Source organism: Paenibacillus eucommiae (assembly GCF_017874215.1).
In the GTDB taxonomy this organism is placed as follows: Bacteria; Bacillota; Bacilli; order Paenibacillales; family NBRC-103111; genus Paenibacillus_AI; species Paenibacillus_AI eucommiae.
In genome coordinates this window covers 488653-511985 of the sequence record NZ_JAGGLB010000003.1, presented here as the reverse complement: position 1 = coordinate 511985, position 23333 = coordinate 488653, and the positions used below count along the sequence as shown (strand labels likewise).

Genomic DNA, 23333 nt, shown 5'->3' with positions numbered 1-23333 from the left:
TTAGCAAATGGTTAATAATAAACAATTGGTAATCGCTCAAGGAACAGATGCTTCAACTATGGATCCGTACGCTCATTCAGAAACGACAACAGCCATTATTTTACTACAGGTATATGATGCGCTTGTTCGCCGCAATCCTTCTATGGATATCGAGCCTTGGTTAGCAGAAAGCTGGGAAATCATCACTGATACGGTGGTCGAATTCCGTCTGCGTTCAGGAATTACGTTCCATAATGGAGAAGTTTTTGATGCTAAGACGGTTAAATTCTCGCTGGAACGGATGGTAGATCCGTCAAGAGAACCTAAATTTCCTCCGTATGGCCGGTTCAATTCTATCGATCATGTCGATATTATCGATGATTTAACGGTACGTGTAGTCACTAACCGTCCAGATCCTAATCTGCTTGCGCAGCTTACTGGTCTTATGATTATTCCTCCTCAATACATCGCTGAGCATGGGGAAGAGCATTTCAGCCGTGTACCTAACGGAACAGGTCCCTTCAAGTTCGTCAGCTGGGACAAGCCGAATGGAGTCGTTGAGCTGACAGCCAATAACGAATATTGGCATGGAAGTCCATCTGTACAGGAGCTAACCTTCAAAGCTGTACCGGAAGGCAATGATCGTGTACAAGGGTTGCATGATGGTACGATTCATTTAGCCGCTAATTTTCCTCCGCTGATGCGTGCGCAAGTGGAAGCAGATCCGGCTCTCTCCGTAGTCGGAACGCCAAGTGTAGGCGTTATTTATATGGGGATTAACACACATCATCCCGTTCTGAAAAATAAAAAGCTGAGACAGGCTATGTCTCATGCCATTAATGTCCGTGAGCTGATTCAGGAAGAACTTAGCGGTTGCGGTGCTCCGCTTGCCGGTCCTGTGTATCCTCAAGCGTTTGGCGTTGACCCTGGCATTCAACCGATCACCTTTGATTTGGAGAAAGCTAAGCAATTATTGATCGAAGCGGGTTATCCGGATGGGGTGGACGTCAAGCTGGAAGTTCCAGATGGCCGTTTTACCCAGGATAAGGAAATTGGTTTGCGTATCGGGCAGCAGCTCGCTAAGGTTGGTATCCGGCTGCAGGTGGATATTCAACCGTGGCCACAGTTCATCAGCCGCTTCCGTAACCACCAATACGATCAAATGTATTATGTAGGCTGGGGGAACTCCACCTTTGATCCTGACGAAGTTTACCGCAATGCATACATCGCACCAAATCCATGGAATCCAACAGATTTCCACCATGAGGACATGGCGAATATGGTTATGGAAGCCAGCAACATTCTCGATCAAGAGCGTCGTAAGGATTTATACCGGATGGCATGTCTCATCTTCCGCGATGAACTGCCTTGGATTCCTTTGTTCCAGCAATTTGACTTATACGGCTTAAGCAAAAAGTGGGACTGGAAGCCTCGTATGGACGAATACATCTACGTTTGCGACATAACAGCAGTGGAATAATTAGCTTGAATTAGTTAGAAATAATTATTTTGAAATAATTAGTCTGGAATAAGCAGTCTGGAATAATCAGTTGGGGAGGAAACATCATGGCATTAGCATTTCAAGGCCTCGGAAAAATGTACATTGGTGGAGAATGGGTGGAAGCCGCATCTGGTCAAACCCGTGAAATTACGAACCCGGCTACGGGAGAAGTTATTGCCGTTGTGACAGAAGGCGGACTCGAAGATGTACAGCGTGCGATTCAAGTGGCCCGTCATACGTTTGACGAGACCGACTGGAGAGACACTTCATCCCGGGAAAGAGCAAGATTGTTATTTGCTTTAGCCGATAAAATAGAAGCACATACGGAAGAGCTTGCCCAATTGGAAACGTTGAATAATGGCAAACCACTTGGAGAAGCAGAATCTGACGTATCCAGCGCTGTCAGCTGCTTCCGCTATTACGCCGGATTAATAACTAAACCTCATGGACAAACCTATGAAGTGCCTTATCCGATTCAGGCGATGGTCGTAAGAGAAGCTGTAGGGGTGTGTGGTCAAATTGTTCCTTGGAATTTCCCGCTTATGATGTCAGCCTGGAAATTGGCTCCTTGCCTTGGAGCCGGGAACGTCTCAGTGTTCAAACCGTCAGAAATAACGCCTTTAACCGCAATTCGTCTGTTCCAACTGATTGAGGAAGTCGGCTTTCCGAAAGGTGTCGCCAACCTTGTGCTTGGTGATGGCAAAACCGTCGGTGCGGAGCTGGCATCGAGTCATTTGGTCGATAAAGTTGCCTTTACTGGAGGTACGGATACAGGACGAAGTGTGATGCGTGCTGCAGCTGGCAACATCAAGAAGGTGTCTTTGGAGCTAGGCGGTAAATCGCCGAATATCGTTTTTGCCGATGCAGATCCGGCCATCGTTGCCGAATATGTCATGTATGGCATTTATATCGGTTCCGGTCAAGTTTGTTCATCGGGTTCGCGATTATTGATCCAGGATGAGATCTATGATGCTTTTATGAAAGAATTAGTGGAAAGAACGAACCTGATACGGGTAGGCAACGGTATGGAACAAGGAACCGAAATGGGCCCGCTCGTAACACAGGCACATATGGAAAAGGTATTGTCCTATATTGAAATCGGCCGTCAGGAAGGTGCAACAGTTGCAGCTGGAGGCAGCCGGATTATGAGTGGGGATTACGCAAAAGGAAATTTTGTGGAGCCTACGATATTAACGGATACAACGCCAGATATGCGTATCGTTCAGGAGGAAATTTTCGGACCTGTGCTCGTTGTACAGCGGTTTAAAGATGAGGAAGAAGCCATTCGTTTGGCTAACGGAACTGTCTTTGGGCTTGCCGGAGCCGTGTTCACCAACGATGCCAGCCGTTCAATGCGTGTTGCAAGAAAAGTGCGATCAGGTATTCTTTGGGTAAATACTTACCACCCGACCTACAATGAAGCGCCTTGGGGCGGTTTTAAACAAAGCGGACTTGGCCGGGAATTAGGTACTTTTGGTTTAGATGAATATACGGAAGTCAAGCAAATCAACGTCAATATGGAACTTAAGCCTTTAGGATTTTATAAAGGTAAAGGGGAATAAATCTCCGCGATAAAAACCCTGCGTACATGGTCATGTACGCAGGGTTTTTTCTGATTAACTGAAAGTGCGAGTGGAGCGTGGTTTCACTTTATGATGATGCAGCTTTAAAGTGAAAAAACCGGGTAGCAGCCCACCCTTTAAAGAGAGGGAATGGCTGTGGGTGGAAGAGCGGTAGCGTCCGCCTTTAAAGATTTGTTCCTACCTCCATATCCATTCCATTCAGGGAACAAATCTTTAACAGCGGCTGGAGCCCACAGCCATTCCCTCCACAACGCACCAAAGTCACGAACACGCACTTCAAAGGACGCCGAAAGGGACTGTTGACAAATTACCTTATTGACGAAATTGACGTTTGAGAACCCGCATAAACACTGGGTATCTAAAAGTCATTTTTCGTAAAATTGGCATTTGTCAACAGTCCCGAAAGGCGTTTTTCTCAAGAATTAGTTTTATTTGGTAAATTCATACAACGTTAGCATCATTAACATCCGGATCAAGTGTATTTGTACTGCTATTTAAATTATTTGTAACAGAGCCCAAGCTGTCCCCTGGTGAGAAGGAGCTGGCGCCTCCATAGTTTTTGGTTGTACTTGTGAGCGTTACAAAGGCTGTATCTCCAATCTGAACATTGGAACCGGAGCCAACGTTATTGATTTTAATATTACCAACAATGGAAGGCACCGTCGAATACCCCTTTTCTTATATTTATATGATAAAATCATCATATGTGCGAGTACCCATTCCGGTCACTATCTGCAGCGATCATTGAATAACCAAAAGGCCTCTTGCTGTGGAGGCCCTTTGCCCTTTTGTCTTGTTAAGCATTTTATGAAGAGCGGTTTGGCCTAAGGCTTGGTAGAAGAGGCCGAATCGAGGTGATGACCAGGGTCGCAGCAATTGCTTTAATGGCATCTCCAGGCAGGAAAGGATACATAGCACCGGCAAGCGCTCCAGACAAATCCACTTTGGTTGACACATGCGCGTACCAAGGAATACCCGATACATAGAGGAGCAATGAGCCCAAAGCGAAAATGCTCAAAAGCAAGCCTATTTGCTGCTTTCGGTTAAGCTTACGATTGTTGGCGAAAAGCCGGTCACTTACCCATCCAATCAGAAAAGCGGATACAGGGAACATCCAAATAAAGCCGCCTGTTGGTCCCAAAATCTGTGACAAGCCTCCCGATCCGTTCATTAGAGGAAGTCCGGTTGCGGTAAGAATGACAACAAGAAAGATACTCCAAAATCCGTATACTGCTCCCAAAAGACCACCTGCAAGCATGATGGCGAAGGACTGCAGGGAAATCGGGACAGGGGTGAAGCCTATCGGAATTTTGATCATCCCGGCTGCGATGAAGAGGGCTCCGAATAAGGCAGTAAATACGATACCCCGGATCCATTGATTGGTTGAAGCTTTGTTATTCGTTGAGGAAGCGGTTGATGGTAAAGACATTGTCAAATCTCCTTTCAAATGTTAACCTAGATTTATAGATTGTGGTTAACAAATGAAATTGTAGCACGAGAATGATTTATTGAAAAGAGGAAATTTGCGTGTTGAGAAATGATTCCCAAATAAATATGAATTTATCCGGGGTATTTGTAAGTGGAAGCCATGAAGACGGCAGCGTGGTGCACCGGCTGGAAGATATCGGGCTGGAAGTGGGACCGGGCGAGTGGTTAAACCTGGTTGGCGTGAATGGCAGCGGGAAATCAACTCTGGCCAGACTCCTTGCCGGTATTCACCTTGTTGGAGTCGGAGGTGTGATAGAGCGCGGCTTTGCAGGAGACGATGTATCGCCGATCGTTCTGCAGCAGCCGCAGGCCCAATTATTTGGTGAAACCCCACGTGAGGAAATCCAGTTTGCTTTGGAATGGAGAGGCGTTGAGCCAGAAAGCATGCAGTCACGCATTCAGCATATTTTATCTGCGACTGGATTGAGTGCTTTTGCTGACAAAGCTTGGGATCAGCTTTCCGGTGGTCAGCAGCAGTTGGCTGCCATTGCAGCATCGGCTGCTTGCGAAGCCCCGCTCATGGTGCTGGATGAGGTGACTTCCATGCTGGATGAGGCAAACAGGCAAGTGGTACTGCAGATTGTAAAAGATTTGCACAAAAACGGAACGACGATTATTTGGGTCACCCAGCGGTTGGATGAGCTTGATCCAGATGCGAGAACTGCAGCATTAGCAGGAGGCCGCTTAGTATTTAATGGGACTGCGCGATCCTTTCTTTTTGGAGACGGGGATCTTATTTCCCCTTGTGAGCAATGCGGGTTACGACTTCCGTATATGGCCGCTATGGCTATAGAACTGCGACGGCTAGGAAGATTGAGAGATCCTTTGCCTGTATCTCCGGCTGAATGGGAGAGGGCTTTGGCAAGCTTGGGCCCTGCAGTTGTTCAGAGTGCAGAGAAGCATGGAGAATTTATAGAGCGTGGATAGTAAGGAGAGCAGTGAAGTGGAGCGAAAAAACCATAGTTCAGTACCCGTAGCTGTACCCCTTCTACTGGAAGGACTCTCCTTGCATTCTGATGATGGGGCTGGCGATGGAAGGAAAGAACAGAATTCCAGCATCCAGCTTGAGCCTGGCACGATTACAGTGCTGATGGGGCCAAATGGAGCGGGAAAAACAACCCTACTAGAAAAATTAGCCGGGTTAAGAAATCCGGAAGAATTACATATTGCTTATGGTGCGGAGCCTTTATGGCACCATAGAAAGTTTCGGAAGCCAAGATTGAACCTCGAGGCACTGCGCTCTTACAGTTATTCCAGTCAATCTCCTGAAGATGGCTTGTTTGCCCGCAGTGTTTCTGATGAATTAGTTTATTCATTGCGAGCTTATGGATGGATTGGAGAGGAACGAGACGCACGAATATCAACGACACTTGAAGCTGTTGGCTGGGACGGGTCGTGGTTATCCAGAGATCCTTTCCTAATGAGTGGCGGAGAACGCCGCCGGACTGCGCTGGCTTCCGCATTCGTAACACCATCAGCATGGCTGCTGCTGGACGAACCGACAGCAGGTCTTGATGGTGCTGGACATGAACGCGTTGCTCAGCGCCTGAAGGAACTAAAGAAAGAAGGGACTGGAATCGTACTCGTATCACATGATTCCGACTGGGCGCTTCCTTTAGCAGACTCCGTCCTACTATTAAGTGCTGAAGGCAAGATGCGTTTAAGCAGCTGTGAAGAGATTATCGAGCATCCAGAATGGCTGGAGGAAGCTGGTATGTGGGTTCCACAATGGCTTCGTATGGCTCATCTTCTTAGGAAGAATGGGATTCCGGCAGAACGACTGTGGAATCCTAAGCAAGCAGCGTTAGAAATTCAGAAAATAGATGGGTTTATAGACGGAACGGAAGGACTGTTAAGAAACGAAGCGGAGGGTGATCATGAGCAAGCCCGCCAGCAATTCCAGAAAAGTAAGAAGCAAAGTAAGAAGCGAAATAAGAATAGCAGCAAACACCGGATGTCCGGCTTTGATCCGCGTTCTGTGTGGCTTGCTTACCTGGCACTATCCGCAGGCATGTTCGCCCAAGGCTCATGGATTGGACTCGGGGTCGGAGCCATTGTGACTCTGCTGCTGCTAACTGCCGGGAACATCTCCTTGCGGAGATGGCATGGTGTCATTTTCAGTTTTGCTTTCTTTATGATAACCGCATCGGCACTATCTGCAATAGGCTCGCGCGGCGGAAGCGGATTTTTGGACATGGAAGCTTTTGCAGGGACCTTGTTTTCTTTTTCTAGAACGATGCTAGTGCTGCTATTGGGTTTAGCAATTCCATTAGTTATGTCTCCATTGTCACTGCGCAGATCGCTAGAACAGCTATTATCTATAAAAGGGAAAACTCCGGAGTTCGCCCGGCGTATTATTTTAACGGTGGCTTTAATGATGAGATTTGTCCCGGTGCTGCTTAGTGAGTGGGAACGTTACACACGGATATTTTTGGCACGGGGAAAAGAGCTTTCCCGCACCCCGCGGGCTTTAATTGGACGTTTGCGTGATATATCCTTGCCATTCCTATTATCATTATTCCGGTTGGGGGACGAGGTGGCACTTGCGCTGGAGAGTCGTGGCGTCAGGCGTCACGTTCAGCCATCAAGAGGAAGTAAACTGCATTGGCAGTGGCGGGATTCAGCATTGGTGTTAGGTGCGCTCCTGTTCGCAGTTGGATTCATGTGGTTTTCTAGGCAATATAAATAATTCCATGTGATGAGTATGCAATAAAAAGCCGATGTTGTTCACAAACAAGTATCGGCTTTTTATTTGTATTATCCGAATTGACAACCATCAACTACAGATGTAATATGTAAATTACAAACTACAGATGTAGTTATAAGGAGGGAAGTCATGACAAATATACCTCGGATTTCTGAGTCCGAATGGGAAATAATGAAAGTACTTTGGGGTCAAGCTCCTCTAACGGCCAACGAAGTGATAGAAATATTGGACGATCATACGAAATGGAAGCCCAACACGGTGAAGACCTTTATTAGCAGACTCGTCAAAAAACATGCAGTTGCTTTTAAGGAAGAGGGACGAACGTATTCATATTACCCCTTGGTGAGTGAAGAAGAGTGCCTGAGGGCAGAAAGCCAATCTTTCTTAAAAAAGATATATGGGGGAGCTCTGAAACCGATGCTGGTAAATTTTTTGCGTGAGGAGAAATTATCATCTGAGGATATTGCAGAGCTTAAAAGTATTCTGGATGATAAGAGCAAATAAAGAGTTTTACTGAAAGATGTAAAAATGTTAGCCAAGAAAGGGTAGGTGAATGTGGGGGCTCTATACCTATTATTTATTGATTTTTTTAAGTGGGTACTATCTTCATCAGTAATGTCAGCGGTATTTGTTGGACTTATTTTGATAATAAAATGGATCTTGAAACATAAGCTGAAACCGAAATGGCACTACATGCTGTGGCTGCTGCTGATCCTTAGGCTTATCTTACCTTGGACACCGGAGAGCTCTTTTAGTGTATTCAATCTTTTTCCATTCGGACAAAATCACGAAACCAAGATAAACAAGATGAATATGCAAGTGATTGCACCAGAGTTAGACGCTCTTGTAAAAAGTGAACCTTGGAGCTATGAAGAGCTTGGCGGCGGAGTAAGCCCTGCGACAGAATTAGTCCCGACTCCTTTAGATACTCCCAGATCACTGGACGATTATTTTGCTGTTGCCTTTCAGATTTGTTTGTTGGTTTGGCTTGCAGGTATCGTTCTTTTAGGCATGTATACGATTCGTATTAATAAGAGGTTTAACAGGAGAATACGAAAAAAAGCTGGAAGTGTCGATCCTGACATTATGCATATTTTTGAATGCTGCAAAGAAGAGTTGTCGATCCGAAAGCCCATTCCGTTCGTTCAGTCAGAAGGAGTGTCAAGCCCTACCCTTATTGGTTTTATGAAGCCCATAATGGTCATGCCGGAAAATACTTTACACACACTTACCTATGAGGAGCTGCGGTACATTTTCCTTCACGAGATGGCCCACGTTAAACGAAAAGATATTGCCCTTAATTGGGTAATGAATGTTTTGCTTATTATCCACTGGTTTAATCCGATTCTTTGGTACGCTTACTACCGTATGCGCGAAGACCAAGAGATTGCTTGTGATGCCCTGGTGCTTACTTACCTAAATCCGGAACAGTCTAGGGCGTATGCCGAGACTATCATTAAACTATTGGAGAGTTATTCCCGTCCTGTTTCCTTTCAGCATCCTGGCATAGCAACCCTATCCGGTAACATGAAGCAGCTTAAAAGGAGAATGATGATGATCAAACAATTTAAAAAAGGTTCATATAGGTGGTCAATTCTGGGACTCGCTACTCTAATCTTATTAGGTGGTGTGGCTCTAACCAATGCAAAAGGAACATCGCAATCGCAAGCAGAAGTTGATCTCGCCAAAGAAACGGGAAAAGAAAAGGAAATCAGGCCAGCGGCTGCATCGGCTGCACCTGTAGAAATCCCGCGAATAGAAGAAGTGGTTCCAGTGACAATTGCCTCTGATCCGCAAACTCAGATTTTAGACAAAATGAGGTACTCAGTTGAAGCTTTTGCAACGGTCAAAGGCAGGCTTGTCGAGATATATAATGGTCAAAGTCAAACCACAGAATTCCAAGTTCGGGAAGGAGATCAACCTGCGAGTTATGTGAAGATTGGTACTTCGGAGACGGTCTCTTCTTATCCATACTTGATGGATAAGTATAATGGGGTAGTGGGAACAATCAGACGCCTTGGCAATCCGCTTCCTGTTTCTTTTTTTGTAAACCACCCCAGAATAGAAGTTATTAATGGTGATAAGCATTCCACAGCAAGAAGTGACCCTGCTAACTCAGGAATAGCTGGAACCGTTATTTCTCCGGAACAAAATGCACTCGGATTTCTAGAGGACTACAAGCTCTGGTCCATACAAGGTGAGGATACGTTGTTAGGGCGAAGTGTGATCGTTTTTGGTGGAGAGCTATCCTCCTATTTCAAAACCAAGCATAAAGCTGAAACTTTTAAAATGTGGATGGACAAGCAAACGGGGATGCTGCTGAAAAGGGAGGAGTATGATAAAGAGGGTGGAGTCACGGAAAGTATTGAAGTCGTAGAGCTAGAGCTAAATGCAGCATTAGACGAGAGTCTGTTTCAAATACCGGAAGAGCTTGCGGAAAAAAGCTTAAGAGAGCAAGCTGAGAAAAGAGCACTGCAGCCAAGAGTCACATCTGGTGATGTTGCCATTCCAGAAGCAATCAACAGTAAATGGGAAGATGCAAAAGATAATTCGGAACAAACCAGTATTATAAAGTACAAAGGCGCATGGTATATTTATCCGAAAAAGGGCTACCTTGTGAACAATATTGAGGTAGATGGACGTGAAGGTAAGGTTATTCTCAATCACGCTGGCCGAAAAGGAACTATTCCCGCAGTAGCTGAAAATTATGATCTTGATTCGCTTACTCCAGAAGATTTATAAATGAATGCAATATTCAAACATTTTTTCGGTTTTTAACGGCAGCAATAAGAAGCAGCAGCAGAGGAATAAGTAAGCGGATCGATAAAGCATAGAAAGTAAATGTTGTGCCTAAGATATAGGACATTTCCTGAGAATTAGGAGCAACCCAAACACCTAACACGGTCAGGAGAAATCCGAGTGGGAATACAATCGGTCTATAGCTTTCCAGCTCCAACCATTGGGCAGCAGCCAGTACAGTCGTATAAAAGTGCATGCTGATTTGGATAAAAGCACCCAATATCCATATGGCCATAACGAAAGCCTCTACATGCTCAAAAAAGCTGGCGAGGCTAATTTTTCTTACAGCAGCCATTAATGGATAGTTAAGACTGGCAATGATGTCACTGAATAAAAAAAGAGCTATAAGATTGGAAATGATCATGGTTACCATAACCGCAAAAACCGATATCATCCCCCATTTCATTCCATTTTGTTTATCGCTCAGGAAAGGAAGCAGAAACATCATCACAAAATAGGAAGAGAACCAGTCCATAGGCGGAAAGGCGCCTTTGATCACTGGTTGCAGCCCATGTTCCAGGATAGGAAGCATATTTCCCGGTTTCATTTCGGGGATGAGCAGCAAAGTGATCACCAGGATCAGACAGATCAAGAGAAAGATGAACGTTTGCGCGCTTCTCCCGAGCACCTCCAATCCGCTACGGACAGCCAGTGCGCATACAAGAACCATAATGCCCATAACGACTGTAATCGGGGTTTTGCGCAGAAAATTCCCGACGATAAATTCCCCGTATTGTCTAATGACAATTCCGCTAAGATGAAGATAGAAAAACAAATATATAAATCCCATCATTTTTCCTGGAATACGACCGAGGATACTTATGCTGTATTCCATAATCGTTTTACCAGGGTAGAATTTATTAAAACGATGGGCGGTATAAACAAGAATGAACCCCACTACAGAAGCAAGAATAGCGGCCAACCACAGGTCACGCCCAGCGTGCTTAGCTGTAATAGCAGGCAGTAATACGATGCCAGTCGCTATTGGCATGGAATACATCATCATTCCCATTTGAAATGCGGAAATTTTTCCTTTTTCAATCATGAAGATATTCCTCTCTTTAGCCCGAGTTCCTTGTTGCAAGTTCCGATTGTTTTCGGATGTTATTCGAGCGTTTTACCAAGTGGTTTGAATATCGCATCGATTAATTGAGAAGGCCCATGGATGTCAGGAAAGAAAATGAGCAGAACAGCTAGTCCCCATCCGAACACAGTTATCGCTGCGAAGGCTGCTTTTTCTCTCCTTTGATGACGTTTAATTTTAGGCCAGTCAAAAAGCATCATCATGTACAATAAGAGGGTTATTGCTGCTATCGCCAGGAGCTTCATTTGTTTTTCACCTCTTGTTTCGGTCTGATGGCTCCGGAGTTTGACAAGCCCGATCTTTGGATTCTGACTTTTGGTGTGATCACGACTTCGATTTCAGGGAATTTTTGATCCCAGTGATCTTTAACTTCATTCCATTCTTTCGGATATTTCTGGTGAAAGGCTTGAGCAAAACCCAAAATATCAGCTTTTAACTTTTTTTGAACCTGCTTAAGTGATAATTCCATACGTTTCTGAATTTCTATTCCAACTTCTTTCTCCAGTTCCTTTACGAATTCAGGATTCATCATATTTAAATTGGTAGTATTTTGGACGATTTCACCCTTGGATTCACTTCTCAAAGTTATTGTCCATTTGCCTTCCTGGATGGTAGGGATAAGCTGTGTTTTATTTTTTTTCAATCTTACGCTTATCATTCCTTGTTCTGCTAGTTTCGGCCTAACTGTCACCGTCACCGAGTCAATCTCGTTTCTAAACCATAAGACTCCCCGCGTTGTTTTATCACTAAGATGTCCAATCATTTTATCTGCTTTTAGAACGGCGGTTCCCATAAGTGATGGAATAGGGCTGCTATTTGTACTATTACCTGAAGATTGTGAGATTGCGATCAAAGGGATAGCGGCTGCTCCAGTTTCTCCTGCCAGCATCTGGGCTAAATCTGAAATTGTAACAATCATTCCGATTCGGAATGCAGATAATTCACGAAGCATTTCCGAAGAATTTCGTTCAAGAGTAGGCTGCAACGGTAAAATATCTTTGGCCTTGCCACTGCTTATATACACATTTCCATTTTCCCGAAGATCAGGGTCCTCTAACAGGAAGTCCATTTGTTCCCTAATGCCCTCTTTTGCGAGCTCTTGACTAATGATGTAAGTCTCATCGTGCCCCCAGAAGATTTGACGGGCCAGTTTTTCCTGAAACTTAGACATGGCATCCGCAAGTGTGAGACCTACTTCAGATTGGATTAGAACCTGATCACTGCCTCCGCCAGATCCCCCGCCAGATCCTCCACCGCTTCCGTCCATTTGCCCGCTGCCGCCTACGGATCTGGGATTAAATATTTGAATGGAAAGCTCGATGTTTTTATCATCTTTCTTATCAATTCCTATGGCGGTTACGACTGCTAAATCGTTGACTTCCTTTCGATCCCAACAACCAGTAATTGCCGTTACTACAATACAAAGAAAAAGCACTATAAACGCTTTTTTTAGTTTATTGAATAGAAGATGCTGCATCTGTGCCCATCCCTCACTGTCACATGTCCTCATTCCCTCTGTTTGTTCCCGGTTTTTGTCCAGGGGGCTGCCGATATGGGTTTCTTTTCCCAACTGGGCTTGGCCTGCTGTCCATCATCCACCATGGCACCCGAAGCAGCACATCTTTCCAATCTCTTCCTTTCATTGGGGCAAGCGGTGACAGGTAAGGAATACCAAATGATCGAAGAGAACATAAGTGAATGTAGATCACGATAATTCCCATCATAATGCCAAGCAGTCCCAGCATACCAGCAAGGATCATGAGCGGAAAACGGAGCAAACGGAAGGAAATGCCAGCAGAGTAGTGAGGAATCATAAAAGAAGCAATTCCAGTTATTGCGACTACCATGACCATTGGTGCTGAAACGAGACCTGCTGCCGTAGCAGCTTGACCGATGACAAGGGCTCCAACTATACTCACGGCAGCTCCTACCTGCTTGGGCAATCTGACACCGGCTTCACGCAATGCCTCGAAGGTTACTTCCATTAAAAGTGCTTCGACAAGTGCCGGGAACGGAATTTCTTCCCGCGATTTGGCAAGTGTAAGCAGAAGGTGAGTTGGAATCATCTCCTGGTGGAACGTAACAATGGCTACATAAAGGGAAGGGGCGAGTAGAGAAATGCCAAGAAATAAGTACCTTAACCAGCGGATCGCCGAGCCAATAATGAACCTCTGATAGTAATCTTCGGGTGATTGAAGCAGGGCAAACAGAGTTGTCGGAGCAATTAAGGTAAAAGGGCTTCCCTCGACTAAAATAACAACCCGTCCCTCCAATAGAGAGGAAGCTGCTACATCCGGCCGCTCCGTCGTTGATAACTGGGGAAACGGGGATAGGGGATTGTCCTCAATGAGCTCCTCTATATATCCGCTCTCCAGAACGCCATCTATTTCGATACGGCTTACCCGCTTAGTTACCTCTTCGATCAGACCCGGTTCTGCTAGTCCTTCCATATAAGCGATAATAACTTTGGTTTGCGTGTAGCGGCCAATTTTTATCAGCTTTGTTTTGAATTGTGGGCTTTTTAGTCTTCTTCGCAGCATAGAAGTATTGACTGTCATTGTTTCTGTAAAGCCTTCGCGAGGTCCGCGAATGACAGATTCGGCTGCTGGTTCCTCAATGCTTCGCTTGTCCCATTTTGCCAAACCTAAAGCAGTACCTGTGGATTCATTATCGACAAGAATAACGGGGTAACCTATGGAGATTTGGGCAATTAGCTCGGAAATGGTTGTGACCACCAGTTTTTGCGAGACTGTCAATTTTTCCGTGAAATGTATATGATCTTCTTCGAAGTTTTCATTCATAAGCGGTAGTAATACATGTTGATCGATGATTTCCAAATTAGACAAGCCTTCAATATAGACAAGCACAGCATTTGTTTTACCACCGATTAAAAAGGGATGAATAACAACATCTGAACAGTCCTCATAAATCGATTGCAGGACAGCTATGTTCGCATCCAAGCTTGAGGAAAGAAGAACCAGATGTGGATTGGGATCAGCAGAAGCATTAACTACGGTTGAGCTGCGTTGGTTGACACTCAATTTCATTAGTTTGCGAAAAAATGACATGATCAGCATCTCCCCCTTACTAATACCCATTCTAGACAAAACACCAGACATTTAACCTGATGGAAGCAAGGGGATCCGTTCAGATGTCGAACGGTAGGGTGTGTTGAGAAAGTGAGAAAAGTTGTATCAAAGGAGGTGCTGTTGGACTGCCAGCCAGGGTGTTTGAGCAGGTTGCAGAAGTAGGTTTGAAGGGGAAGTGAAGAGCTCCTAATAGCTACTCACCGTATTTATCATTAAATTTGTAGCCGACCCCTCTGATCGTCATTACATACTTGGGTTTGGCTGGATTAAGCTCAATTTTCTTGCGTAGATTGTAAATATGTACCATGACTGTATGGGGATCTCCCAAAAAATGTTCATCCCAGAGCAGACTGAACAGTTGATCATTTTTGTATACCCGGTTAGGATTTTGTGCCAGATGGAACAACAGCTTGAATTCCTTGGCAGAAAGGGAAACCTGCTGGCCATCCACAAGTACTCTATGAGTTGAACGATCGATCGACAATCCGGGGAAGTTTAATATGGAGTCATCCTCTTTAATGTCCTTACGCAGTAAGTAATTACGCCTCATATGTGCTTTGACCCTTGCAACTAACTCAATAGGGCTAAAAGGCTTGGCCATATAATCGTCACCGCCAAATCCGAGTCCAAGTACCTTGTCGATTTCTTCATCTTTGCAGCTTAGAAACAATATAGGTATGGTACTAGTCTTCCGCAGCTCGCGGCATATCTCAAAGCCATCGATATCAGGAAGCAGCACATCCAGAATAATGAGGTCAGGCTGATGCTGTATTACTAAGGGAATCGCATCGGCCCCCCGATAGGCAGAAACAACGTGATAGCCTTCTCTGGTTAAAGAAATGTTTAACAATTCATTGATATCGGCATCATCATCAACAACCAGAATAGTTTTCTTCAACATCTTGATATCCCCGTTCCTTTCGACTCTTTGTTGCGAGTGGTTCTTTTAGAGTAGTGCAAAAGATCTGATTTAGCAAGATGAAACCTAACATTAAACAACATTTTTTTCCTTTTTTCGAGCTTTATTTCGCTTTATTGCCTGTTTTTTGATCATACTTTAAGTAAATTTGAACTAAAATTAAACAAACCTTAATTGTTAGTTTGTTACTGCTGACTTACAATAAGTTCTGTTGCACAGAGCGGCTAAACATAAGGAGGGAGAACATTAACATTGAAAACTCGATTTCATTCCTTGAAAAACTTGAAAACATGGTCAATCGGCGTCTTATTATTCGTTTTTGTGGCCACAGGCTGTTCATCTGACAGAACTCCATATGAAGCACGTGAGAGAGCACTACGAAACGCATCTAATGAAGTTGTTGTTGGGGCGGTATGGCCTTTTGCTCAGCACAATGATCTTTTTCGCGAAGGACTGGAGCTGGCTTTAGAGGAAATCAACGAGAAAGGCGTTCTAAATGGCAAGCCTGTCAGACTTGTCCTGAAAGACGACGAAGCTTCAGTGACTACAGGGCTGGCAATTGCCCAGCATTTCGCTGACGATCTGCAAGTTTCCGCTGTCATTGGTCACCGTAGCTCCTCTGTATCCATCCCAACGTCTCTTATGTATGAGAATGCGGGAATTCTGCAACTGGTACCAGCTGCCACTGCCCCTAAGCTGACAGAAAACAACAACCAGCTTGTTTTCCGTAACATACCTGATGATGTGCAGTTAGGAAATTCACTTGCCCTCTATGCGCAAGTAGAAGGATTCCAAAATATCGCCATCTACTATGTAGATGATGAATACGGCAGTGGATTGGCAAATTCATTTGAAGATAAAGCCAGAGAAGCGGGACTTCACGTTGTTGATCGCATTTCTGGCTATAAGAATGCAGCAGACGTAAAAAGAATCGTTGAAAAGTGGAAGGTGCTGGATTGCGACCTTGTTCTTATGGCGGGTGCTGCTGCAGATGGCATTGATTTCATAACGAATTTGAGGGAAACCGGCATGTCAATTCCAGTCATCGGAGGTGACGGTCTGGACTCCGAGGAATTTGCTGCAAGCGGTGCGGCCGTGGAGGGAACTCTGATTGCTTCGATTTACCATCCGGATGCACCAAGCCCTCAAAATGAACAATTCCATAAAAAATTCACAGTCAAATACGGCAAGGAACCCAATAAATGGGCTGCCCAAGGCTACGACATTCTTCATTTATTAGCGGATGCGATTGAAAAGGCAAACTCCAAAATTCCGGCAGATATCGCTGCGGCGTTGAGAGAGATGAATGCATGGGAAGGCGCGGCAGGCCCAAGATCCTTCTCGCCAGACGGCAATATCCATGATATGCCGGTTGTAATGAAGCAAGTGCGAAATGGAACATTCGAATACGTGAAGCCTTAAGGAGGAGCCTGAAAAACGATGAATAATCAAGTGTTTCGCAAAGTATCCATGGAACGGCTGTCATCTCCTGAACAGCTGGATACCTTGGTCAAGGTTACCTCGCCGCGAGGCTGGTTGGCTCTGATCGGGATAGCCCTGCTGCTTGCAACAGCCATATACTGGGGAATCTTCGGCAGCTTATCTGTCAAAGTCAATAGCCAGGGCGTGCTTATCAGGCCGGGTGGTTTGCAGGGCATTTATGCCGGCTCGAACGGACCTATTACAGATTTACGAGTGTCTGAGCATGATAAGGTCAATAAGGGCGATGTGATTGCACGGGTCGGGCAGCCAGAACTTCTTGAACTTATGAAGACAACTAAAGCTAACATTGCGAAGGCTTCAGCGGCACTTAAAGAAAGTCCTGATCCCAAAATTAAGAGTGAGCTGGAGTCACTTCAAAGCAGTTTGGTGAACTTACTCGACGAATATGAAAACAGTTCAAAAATCGTAAGTCCTTATTCAGGACGCGTTCTTGAAGTTAAAGTCAACAAAGGGAATTACGTGGACAGTGGAACTGCGATCGTAACGATTGAGACGAATGGCGCAACTATGAAGGAGCTGGAAGCTGTGCTCTATGTCCCTGCCGATCAAGGCAAGAAATTACTGCCTGGTATGGATGTGCAGCTTTCTCCGAGCTCTGTCAACCGTGAAGAATATGGATTTATGATCGGAAGAGTCATATCTGTATCCGAGTTCCCGGCAACACAGCAGGGAATGATGATCAAGCTGGGAAATGAAGGACTCGTTCAGCAAATGGCCGCGCAGGGGGTTGCTCTTGAAGTTCGGGTTGACCTCGTACCGGATAACCGGACTTTTAGCGGTTACGCCTGGTCAACCGCGGATGGACCGCCTTCCGTTATAAACAGCGGCACACTCGTGAACGGGTCTATCACTGTGAGCAAACAGCGCCCAATAGCTTCAGTCATCCCACAATTCAAATGACATGGAGGTGAAAAGAGCCGATGATGTCAACGAACAACACGACATCCGAGCCCTCGGAGAGGCCTAAGAAAATGAAAATGAGCAAACGGGCTAAAACACCGACAGTGCTTCAGATGGAAGCAGTCGAATGTGGTGCAGCAGCTCTCGGAATCGTTCTAGGTTACTATAAAAGCTTTATTCCTCTTGAGGAACTGAGGATTGAATGCGGAGTCTCCCGGGATGGAAGCAAGGCTAGTAATGTGCTGAAGGCTGCCAGGAAATATGGCATGCATGCCAAAGGTTACCGCAAAGAGCCTGAAGCGCTGAAAGAGATGAAGTTCCCGCTTATTATTCATTGGAATTTTAATCACTTCCTGGTGCTCGAAGGCTTCGGAAAAGATAAAGTTTATTTAAATGATCCGGCAGCAGGCCCAAGAGTAGTCAGCTTTACTGAATTTGATCAATCTTTCACAGGCGTTGTCATTCAAATGGAGCCTTCCCCTGAATATGTCCGTAAGGGACAAGCACCGAATATGCTCGTCTCTTTATTGTCCAGACTGAAAGGCTCGGAAAGTGCATTATTATTTGCTGTTATTGCCGGTTTGTTTCTAGTTATTCCTGGACTAGTCATCCCTACTTTCAGCAAAATTTTTATCGATAACGTGCTGCTCGGCCGTATGCACGACTGGCTTGCTCCGCTTCTGATCGGTATGGGCATGACGGCCGTCATGCGTGCTTCGCTTACCTGGCTGCAACGATACTATTTGTTGCGCTTGGAAACGAAGTTCTCTCTAAGCTCATCAAGCCGTTTCTTCTGGCATGTGCTTCGTCTTCCCATCGATTTCTTTGCGCAACGCTACAGCGGTGAAATCGGCTCGCGCGTAATGATCAACGATCGAGTCGCCCAGCTGTTGTCGGGAGAGCTGGCAGTTGCTGTATTGAACTGCTTTATGATTTTATTTTATCTCGTTCTAATGCTGCAATACAGCATTACGTTAACGTTGATCGCTGTCGGCGTTGCTTTGCTGAATATCGTTTTCCTTCGGTATATTTCACGACACCGCAACGATCAGAATCAAACGCTGCTTCAAGAAGGAGGCAAAATGCAAGGTGTTTCGATGAACGGTCTGCAAATCATCGAAACATTGAAATCGAACGGCTCCGAGTCGGATTTCTTTGCTAAATGGTCTGGACATCAAGGAAAGCTGATGAATTCGACGCAGAAGTTTGGCGTGTCGAATCAGTTTCTAACTGCAGTGCCTACATTTCTATCCGGCTTGAGCTCAGTGATTGTCCTGTCAGTCGGAGGGATGCAGGTGATGGACGGCGCTTTGACCATCGGTATGCTTGTGGCATTCCAAAGCTTATCGGCAAGCTTTATTGATCCGGTCAATCAAATGGTATATCTGGGAGGCTCACTCCAGGAAGCCGGAGGCAGTTTGAAACGCTTGGACGATGTACTTCAGTATCCGATTGACAGACAGCTATCACAGCAGGCCAGCTCTGATCGCCCTGAACCTGAAGATAATTCTGCCAACGGCGCTGCTAAGAATAAGGCCAAGCTGTCTGGATATGTAGAGCTTCAGAATGTATCCTTTGGCTACAGCAGATTGGAAGAACCGCTGGTTAATAATTTTTCATTATCACTCAAGCCTGGAATGAGAGTAGCGCTCGTAGGTGGATCGGGAAGCGGGAAATCTACGGTTGCGAAGCTGGTAGCTGGCATCTATGAGCCTTGGTCAGGGGAAATTAGGTTTGATCATAAAACAAGACAGGAAATTCAGCGCGAAAAGATCGGAAATTCAATGGCCGTGGTGGATCAGGACATCTGTCTATTTGAAGGCACCATCAAAGAAAATTTGACATTCTGGGATTCAACTATTACTGAGGCCGATGTCATTCGGGCGGCTAAGGACGCTGCTATTCATGACAGTATTTCTGAGCGCAGCGGCGGATACGAGCATCAAATTTCTGAAAATGGCGGTAATTTCAGCGGAGGACAGCGCCAGCGGCTGGAAATCGCCCGGGCCCTCGCCGGTAATCCTTCCATTCTGGTTCTGGATGAAGCGACCAGTGCGCTTGATCCTGCAACGGAGAAGCTCGTGGACGACAGCTTCCGCAGACGCGGTATCACTTGTCTCATTATCGCTCACCGCTTAAGCACGATCCGGGATGCTGACGAAATAATCGTCATGCATCGCGGGAAAATTGCTGAACGCGGCACTCATAGAGAGCTTCTTGAACGGAATGGGGCTTATGCCAAATTGATTCAAGAGCATTAGACACGGCTTAAATATGGGAGGTGAACAACATTTAATGAAACCCAAGGATCTCAATGAAAGTAATGAAAACAATGAGAGCAATGAACTCGATCAGAATGAGGAACGCAAGGAATCTGATGAGTTTTATAAACAAAGCATAGAAAGCTTGTTTCTCGAAAATGGAACACCTGTAGTCATTCAAGGGAACAACCCTCTATTGATTATGAATGAACATTACATCTGGTATGTCCAGAGCGGTCATGTCGATTTGTTTGCTGTTACGATAAAAGAAGAAGAGAGTACGGATAAGCGGCGTTATCTCTTTAGTGCTGAGACTGGGCGAATCTTATTTGGTTTCAGACCCGTTGAGGCAGAAGTACGTAACGGGTTATTGGTTACAGGATCAGAGGATACAAAGCTGCTGCGTCTGGAACTGGGCAGGCTGCAGGAGGCTGCTGCGTTTAGCGAATTCAATAGCGTGATCGCTGAAGAGATTGATCAGTGGATACAGTTATGGTCTGCTGCTTTGAGAACTAAAAATCCCCCGGCAGATTTCCTCAGTATCGAGCATTCTGACGAAATAACTGTACCTAAAGACAAGGTGCTTAGATCGATGGACACCCTGTGGGTGAGCCAGCAATCAGGTGTGCTGCAGTGGATGGAAGATCACCCTATCCATTTTGAGGGAGTTACGCCTATTATTCCGCTGACTTCGCTAAGCTGGTTAAGTGTTCAGGAGGAAAGCCGCATTTCAGCCTGTAAGACGACAGCATGGATGGCTCAGGATCGACAGTGGGATGGACTATCGGGTTTCCATAGCATCGTATCTGCACGGCTTAAGCATATGCTGATGAAGGAAGAATTAACAGACAGGGATCAATTGCGCAAGCGGACAGAAAGTGATCATCTGTTGATGAACAGAGCTCTGTCCAGGCTTGTGGAGGTCACAGCCGGAATAAAGAACAGGATCATCAAGCCTGCTTTTTCTGCTGATCCCTTATACATGGCCTGCCGGATTGCAGGAGAGTCATCAGGCATAGATATCAAGCCGTCGCTCAAAAGAGACCGTGCAGTCAGAGCCAGCAATCCCCTTCACGACATAGCCCAAGCCTCCAATGTGCGATCAAGGCAGGTTGTGCTGAAGGGCAATTGGTGGAAAGAAGACAGCGGTCCACTGGTGGCTTTTATGGAGGAAGATGGCAGACCGGTGGCCCTTATCCCCCAAACGCATGCTTCATACAAACTGATCGATCCGGCAAGTGGCATGGAGCGTACAATCACACCAGAAATCGCTCAAATGTTAAATCCAATGGCGCATATGTTTTATCGTTCACTGCCTGCGCATCCTTTGAAGGTGATGGATATCCTCCGTTTTGGAGCGCATAAAACAATCAAGCGTGACCTTGTTGTCATGCTGCTAATGGGCATAGCTGCTGGTATTCTCGGAATGTTTATGCCTATTGCCAACGGGATTTTGTTCGATACTGTTATTCCGGAATCCAATCGTTATACATTGCTGCAGATGACATTCATTTTGCTAACCGTAACGGCTTCGACGATGCTGTTCCAGTTAACCCGTTCCATGGCGATGCTGCGTATCGAAGGCAGGATGGATGGCTCTATACAAGCTGCAGTATGGGATCGGCTGCTCAACCTTCCCGTTTCCTTTTTTCGTGATTTTACAGCCGGGGACCTTGCGCTGCGGGCTAACAGCATTAATTCAATCCGCAAAATGATGTCTGGCGTTGTTATTACGTCTATTTTCTCAGGTATCTTTTCGTCTTTTAATTTCATATTGCTCTTCCATTATGATGTCACGCTGGCACTTATCGCGGGTGGTCTGGTTCTGATCTCCATGGTGGTGACATCCACAATCGGTATTATGCAGGTTCGTTACGAGCGCGAGCTGCTGCATGTTCAAGGTAAAATTTCTGGTATGGTGCTACAGCTGTTAAACGGGATCAGTAAGTTCCGCATGGCTGCCGCTGAGAATCGCGCCTTCTTTCTATGGGCAAACTGGTTTGCGAAACAGAAGGAACTGTCCTTCAAATCGCATATGCTGTCCAACTGGCTCAGCGTTTTTCAATCTTTTTTTCCAATTGTTACTTCCATGATTTTATTTTATTTTGTCGCCTCTCGTTCCGAAGCGTTAAGCGCCGGCCAGTTCATTGCCTTCTTTTCTGCCTTTACCGCATTTTTGACAGCTATGATGGCGATGTCTTCGGCTATTGTATCCATCATTAATATTGTGCCGCTATTTGAGCGCGCCAAGCCGATATTGGAAACCGTGCCAGAGATTCATGAACAGCTTGAAGATCCTGGGGATCTTAGTGGTGCGATTGAAGTTAAGCATCTGCATTTTCGTTATCATCAGGACCAGCCTATGGTCATCAAGGATATTTCACTGCAGATTCGTTCAGGTGAATTTGTAGCTTTCATTGGAGCATCGGGATGTGGGAAATCGACATTGGTACGGCTGCTGCTTGGCTTTGAAAAGCCGGAAATGGGCTCGATCTTTTTTGATGGACAGGATCTCAAGACGCTCGATGTCGGGCTGCTGCGCAATCAATTTGGTGTTGTTCTGCAAAATGGAAAGATGATGTCCGGAGATATTTTCACTAATATCGTTGGCTCGTCAAACCTGACGTTAGAAGACGCTTGGGAGGCCGCCACAATGGCAGGCATGGATGCAGATATCCGCAGTATGCCGATGGGCATGCATACGGTTGTCTCCGAGGGTGGTAGTACGCTTTCCGGTGGACAGCGTCAACGGCTGCTCATAGCACGTGCGATTGCCAGGAAGCCGAGAATTATTTTTTTTGATGAGGCTACAAGCGCTTTGGACAATCGTACCCAGGCTATCGTAAGCGAGAGTCTGGAAAAGCTGCAAGCCACAAGAATCGTCATTGCTCACAGGCTGAGTACGATTAGGAATGCTGATCGTATTTATGTATTCGATAAGGGTGGCATCGTACAAACAGGGACCTATCAAGAGTTAACGCAAAGAGACGGTTTGTTTGCTGATTTGTCGAAACGTCAGTTAGCATAGATTTGAGCAAGATTTGAATAGGACTTTAAGTGAATTTGAACTTCGTCTGTTATTGTAAGTAATGTAAAAACTTTATACTAATTTATTGGAGGAATGAACATGAGTTGGACAGAAGAGCAAGTAAAAGAAACCGCAACACTAGTAATTGAGAAGGCAAGCAGCGATGACGCGTTCAGGTCTTTGTGCCTGACTGATATTTATGCAGCTGTTAAAGAAGCAACAGGTAAGGAAGTACCCCAAGATTTCAAAATTAATGTTGTCGATGGTAAAGGCTATCATGCCAACATCGTGCTTCCTGAAGCTAAAGCATCTGCTGATGAGCTTTCCGAAACAGAGCTTGAGAGTGTAGCTGGCGGCAGCAAATCCGGAGCTAATGATTTCTTTGGCACAGTTGGAAACATCGCTGAGGATGCGGCAAGAAGAACTGTAAACGTAGCTGAGCGTGCAGCTAATAGAGCAATCGATCAAATCTAATTCCAATTATATACGTTC

Annotated in this window: 18 protein-coding genes; 11 read left to right on the top strand and 7 right to left on the bottom strand. The window is 45.5% G+C overall.

Annotated elements, in window-relative coordinates:
• Positions 1–7 precede the first annotated feature (7 nt).
• A complete protein-coding gene (locus J2Z66_RS07705) occupies positions 8–1459 on the top strand; it encodes an ABC transporter substrate-binding protein (RefSeq protein WP_209970766.1) in 1452 nt (483 codons plus the stop codon).
• Between the two features lie 86 nt (positions 1460–1545).
• Positions 1546–3042: an aldehyde dehydrogenase family protein gene (locus tag J2Z66_RS07700; protein WP_245375340.1), complete on the top strand. Its 1497-nt coding sequence runs from the start codon at positions 1546–1548 to the stop codon at positions 3040–3042.
• Between the two features lie 462 nt (positions 3043–3504).
• Here the strand turns inward: J2Z66_RS07700 and J2Z66_RS07695 are convergent, their stop codons facing one another.
• Together J2Z66_RS07695 and J2Z66_RS07690 are read right to left on the bottom strand one after the other, a co-directional pair.
• On the bottom strand, positions 3505–3723 hold the full coding sequence (locus J2Z66_RS07695; protein ID WP_209970765.1) for a spore germination protein: 219 nt from the start codon (positions 3721–3723) through the stop codon (positions 3505–3507).
• 145 nt (positions 3724–3868) lie between these two features.
• On the bottom strand, positions 3869–4492 hold the full coding sequence (locus J2Z66_RS07690; protein ID WP_209970764.1) for a biotin transporter BioY: 624 nt from the start codon (positions 4490–4492) through the stop codon (positions 3869–3871).
• A 98-nt stretch (positions 4493–4590) separates the two neighbouring features.
• Here J2Z66_RS07690 and J2Z66_RS07685 point away from each other — a divergent pair, with 98 nt between their 5' ends.
• The 4 genes from J2Z66_RS07685 to J2Z66_RS07670 all read left to right on the top strand — a co-directional run bounded on the left by J2Z66_RS07685 (position 4591) and on the right by J2Z66_RS07670 (position 10000).
• The gene (locus J2Z66_RS07685; RefSeq protein ID WP_209970763.1) at positions 4591–5478 is read left to right on the top strand and encodes an energy-coupling factor ABC transporter ATP-binding protein; all 888 of its coding nucleotides are present in this window, start codon (positions 4591–4593) and stop codon (positions 5476–5478) included.
• 16 nt (positions 5479–5494) lie between these two features.
• The gene (locus tag J2Z66_RS07680) at positions 5495–7240 is read left to right on the top strand and encodes an ATP-binding cassette domain-containing protein (RefSeq protein WP_209970762.1); all 1746 of its coding nucleotides are present in this window, start codon (positions 5495–5497) and stop codon (positions 7238–7240) included.
• A gap of 147 nt (positions 7241–7387) precedes the next feature.
• On the top strand, positions 7388–7762 hold the full coding sequence (locus J2Z66_RS07675) for a BlaI/MecI/CopY family transcriptional regulator (RefSeq protein ID WP_209970761.1): 375 nt from the start codon (positions 7388–7390) through the stop codon (positions 7760–7762).
• A 45-nt stretch (positions 7763–7807) separates the two neighbouring features.
• Positions 7808–10000, top strand: a complete 2193-nt coding sequence (locus J2Z66_RS07670) for a M56 family metallopeptidase (protein WP_312894439.1) — start codon at positions 7808–7810, stop codon at positions 9998–10000.
• A gap of 13 nt (positions 10001–10013) precedes the next feature.
• Here J2Z66_RS07670 and J2Z66_RS07665 read toward each other — a convergent pair whose 3' ends face one another.
• From J2Z66_RS07665 to J2Z66_RS07645, 5 genes are all read right to left on the bottom strand, one after another.
• Positions 10014–11102 carry a GerAB/ArcD/ProY family transporter gene (locus J2Z66_RS07665; protein ID WP_209970759.1) on the bottom strand — a complete coding sequence of 363 codons (1089 nt, stop codon included), beginning with the start codon at positions 11100–11102 and terminating at the stop codon, positions 10014–10016.
• Positions 11103–11161: 59 nt separating this feature from the next.
• On the bottom strand, positions 11162–11386 hold the full coding sequence (locus J2Z66_RS07660) for a hypothetical protein (RefSeq protein ID WP_209970758.1): 225 nt from the start codon (positions 11384–11386) through the stop codon (positions 11162–11164).
• Positions 11383–12618 carry a Ger(x)C family spore germination protein gene (locus J2Z66_RS07655; protein ID WP_209970757.1) on the bottom strand — a complete coding sequence of 412 codons (1236 nt, stop codon included), beginning with the start codon at positions 12616–12618 and terminating at the stop codon, positions 11383–11385. The genes J2Z66_RS07660 and J2Z66_RS07655 overlap by 4 nt, the downstream gene beginning before the upstream one ends.
• A gap of 19 nt (positions 12619–12637) precedes the next feature.
• Entirely contained in the window at positions 12638–14209 is a 1572-nt protein-coding gene (locus tag J2Z66_RS07650; RefSeq protein ID WP_209970756.1) for a spore germination protein, read from the bottom strand.
• 214 nt (positions 14210–14423) lie between these two features.
• A complete protein-coding gene (locus J2Z66_RS07645; protein ID WP_209970755.1) occupies positions 14424–15131 on the bottom strand; it encodes a response regulator transcription factor in 708 nt (235 codons plus the stop codon).
• Positions 15132–15401: 270 nt separating this feature from the next.
• Here J2Z66_RS07645 and J2Z66_RS07640 point away from each other — a divergent pair, with 270 nt between their 5' ends.
• The 5 genes from J2Z66_RS07640 (at position 15402) to J2Z66_RS07620 (ending at position 23315) form a co-directional block, all read left to right on the top strand.
• Positions 15402–16571, top strand: a complete 1170-nt coding sequence (locus J2Z66_RS07640) for an ABC transporter substrate-binding protein (protein ID WP_209970754.1) — start codon at positions 15402–15404, stop codon at positions 16569–16571.
• An 18-nt stretch (positions 16572–16589) separates the two neighbouring features.
• Positions 16590–17552, top strand: a complete 963-nt coding sequence (locus J2Z66_RS07635) for an NHLP bacteriocin system secretion protein (protein WP_209970753.1) — start codon at positions 16590–16592, stop codon at positions 17550–17552.
• Between the two features lie 20 nt (positions 17553–17572).
• On the top strand, positions 17573–19813 hold the full coding sequence (locus J2Z66_RS07630; RefSeq protein ID WP_245375338.1) for an NHLP family bacteriocin export ABC transporter peptidase/permease/ATPase subunit: 2241 nt from the start codon (positions 17573–17575) through the stop codon (positions 19811–19813).
• A 34-nt stretch (positions 19814–19847) separates the two neighbouring features.
• On the top strand, positions 19848–22841 hold the full coding sequence (locus J2Z66_RS07625) for an NHLP bacteriocin export ABC transporter permease/ATPase subunit (protein WP_209970752.1): 2994 nt from the start codon (positions 19848–19850) through the stop codon (positions 22839–22841).
• Between the two features lie 99 nt (positions 22842–22940).
• Positions 22941–23315: a hypothetical protein gene (locus tag J2Z66_RS07620; protein ID WP_209970751.1), complete on the top strand. Its 375-nt coding sequence runs from the start codon at positions 22941–22943 to the stop codon at positions 23313–23315.
• Positions 23316–23333 lie beyond the last annotated feature (18 nt).

What these genes read in the sequence shown, in the direction of transcription:
- J2Z66_RS07705 (WP_209970766.1), top strand. Translation starts at nt 8, where the DNA reads ATGGTTAATAATAAACAATTGGTAATCGCTCAAGGAACAGATGCTTCA.
- J2Z66_RS07700 (WP_245375340.1), top strand. Translation starts at nt 1,546, where the DNA reads ATGGCATTAGCATTTCAAGGCCTCGGAAAAATGTACATTGGTGGAGAA.
- J2Z66_RS07690 (WP_209970764.1), bottom strand. Translation starts at nt 4,492, where the DNA reads ATGTCTTTACCATCAACCGCTTCCTCAACGAATAACAAAGCTTCAACC.
- J2Z66_RS07675 (WP_209970761.1), top strand. Translation starts at nt 7,388, where the DNA reads ATGACAAATATACCTCGGATTTCTGAGTCCGAATGGGAAATAATGAAA.
- J2Z66_RS07665 (WP_209970759.1), bottom strand. Translation starts at nt 11,102, where the DNA reads ATGATTGAAAAAGGAAAAATTTCCGCATTTCAAATGGGAATGATGATG.
- J2Z66_RS07660 (WP_209970758.1), bottom strand. Translation starts at nt 11,386, where the DNA reads ATGAAGCTCCTGGCGATAGCAGCAATAACCCTCTTATTGTACATGATG.
- J2Z66_RS07655 (WP_209970757.1), bottom strand. Translation starts at nt 12,618, where the DNA reads ATGCAGCATCTTCTATTCAATAAACTAAAAAAAGCGTTTATAGTGCTT.
- J2Z66_RS07650 (WP_209970756.1), bottom strand. Translation starts at nt 14,209, where the DNA reads ATGTCATTTTTTCGCAAACTAATGAAATTGAGTGTCAACCAACGCAGC.
- J2Z66_RS07645 (WP_209970755.1), bottom strand. Translation starts at nt 15,131, where the DNA reads ATGTTGAAGAAAACTATTCTGGTTGTTGATGATGATGCCGATATCAAT.
- J2Z66_RS07635 (WP_209970753.1), top strand. Translation starts at nt 16,590, where the DNA reads ATGAATAATCAAGTGTTTCGCAAAGTATCCATGGAACGGCTGTCATCT.
- J2Z66_RS07630 (WP_245375338.1), top strand. Translation starts at nt 17,573, where the DNA reads ATGATGTCAACGAACAACACGACATCCGAGCCCTCGGAGAGGCCTAAG.
- J2Z66_RS07625 (WP_209970752.1), top strand. Translation starts at nt 19,848, where the DNA reads ATGAAACCCAAGGATCTCAATGAAAGTAATGAAAACAATGAGAGCAAT.
- J2Z66_RS07620 (WP_209970751.1), top strand. Translation starts at nt 22,941, where the DNA reads ATGAGTTGGACAGAAGAGCAAGTAAAAGAAACCGCAACACTAGTAATT.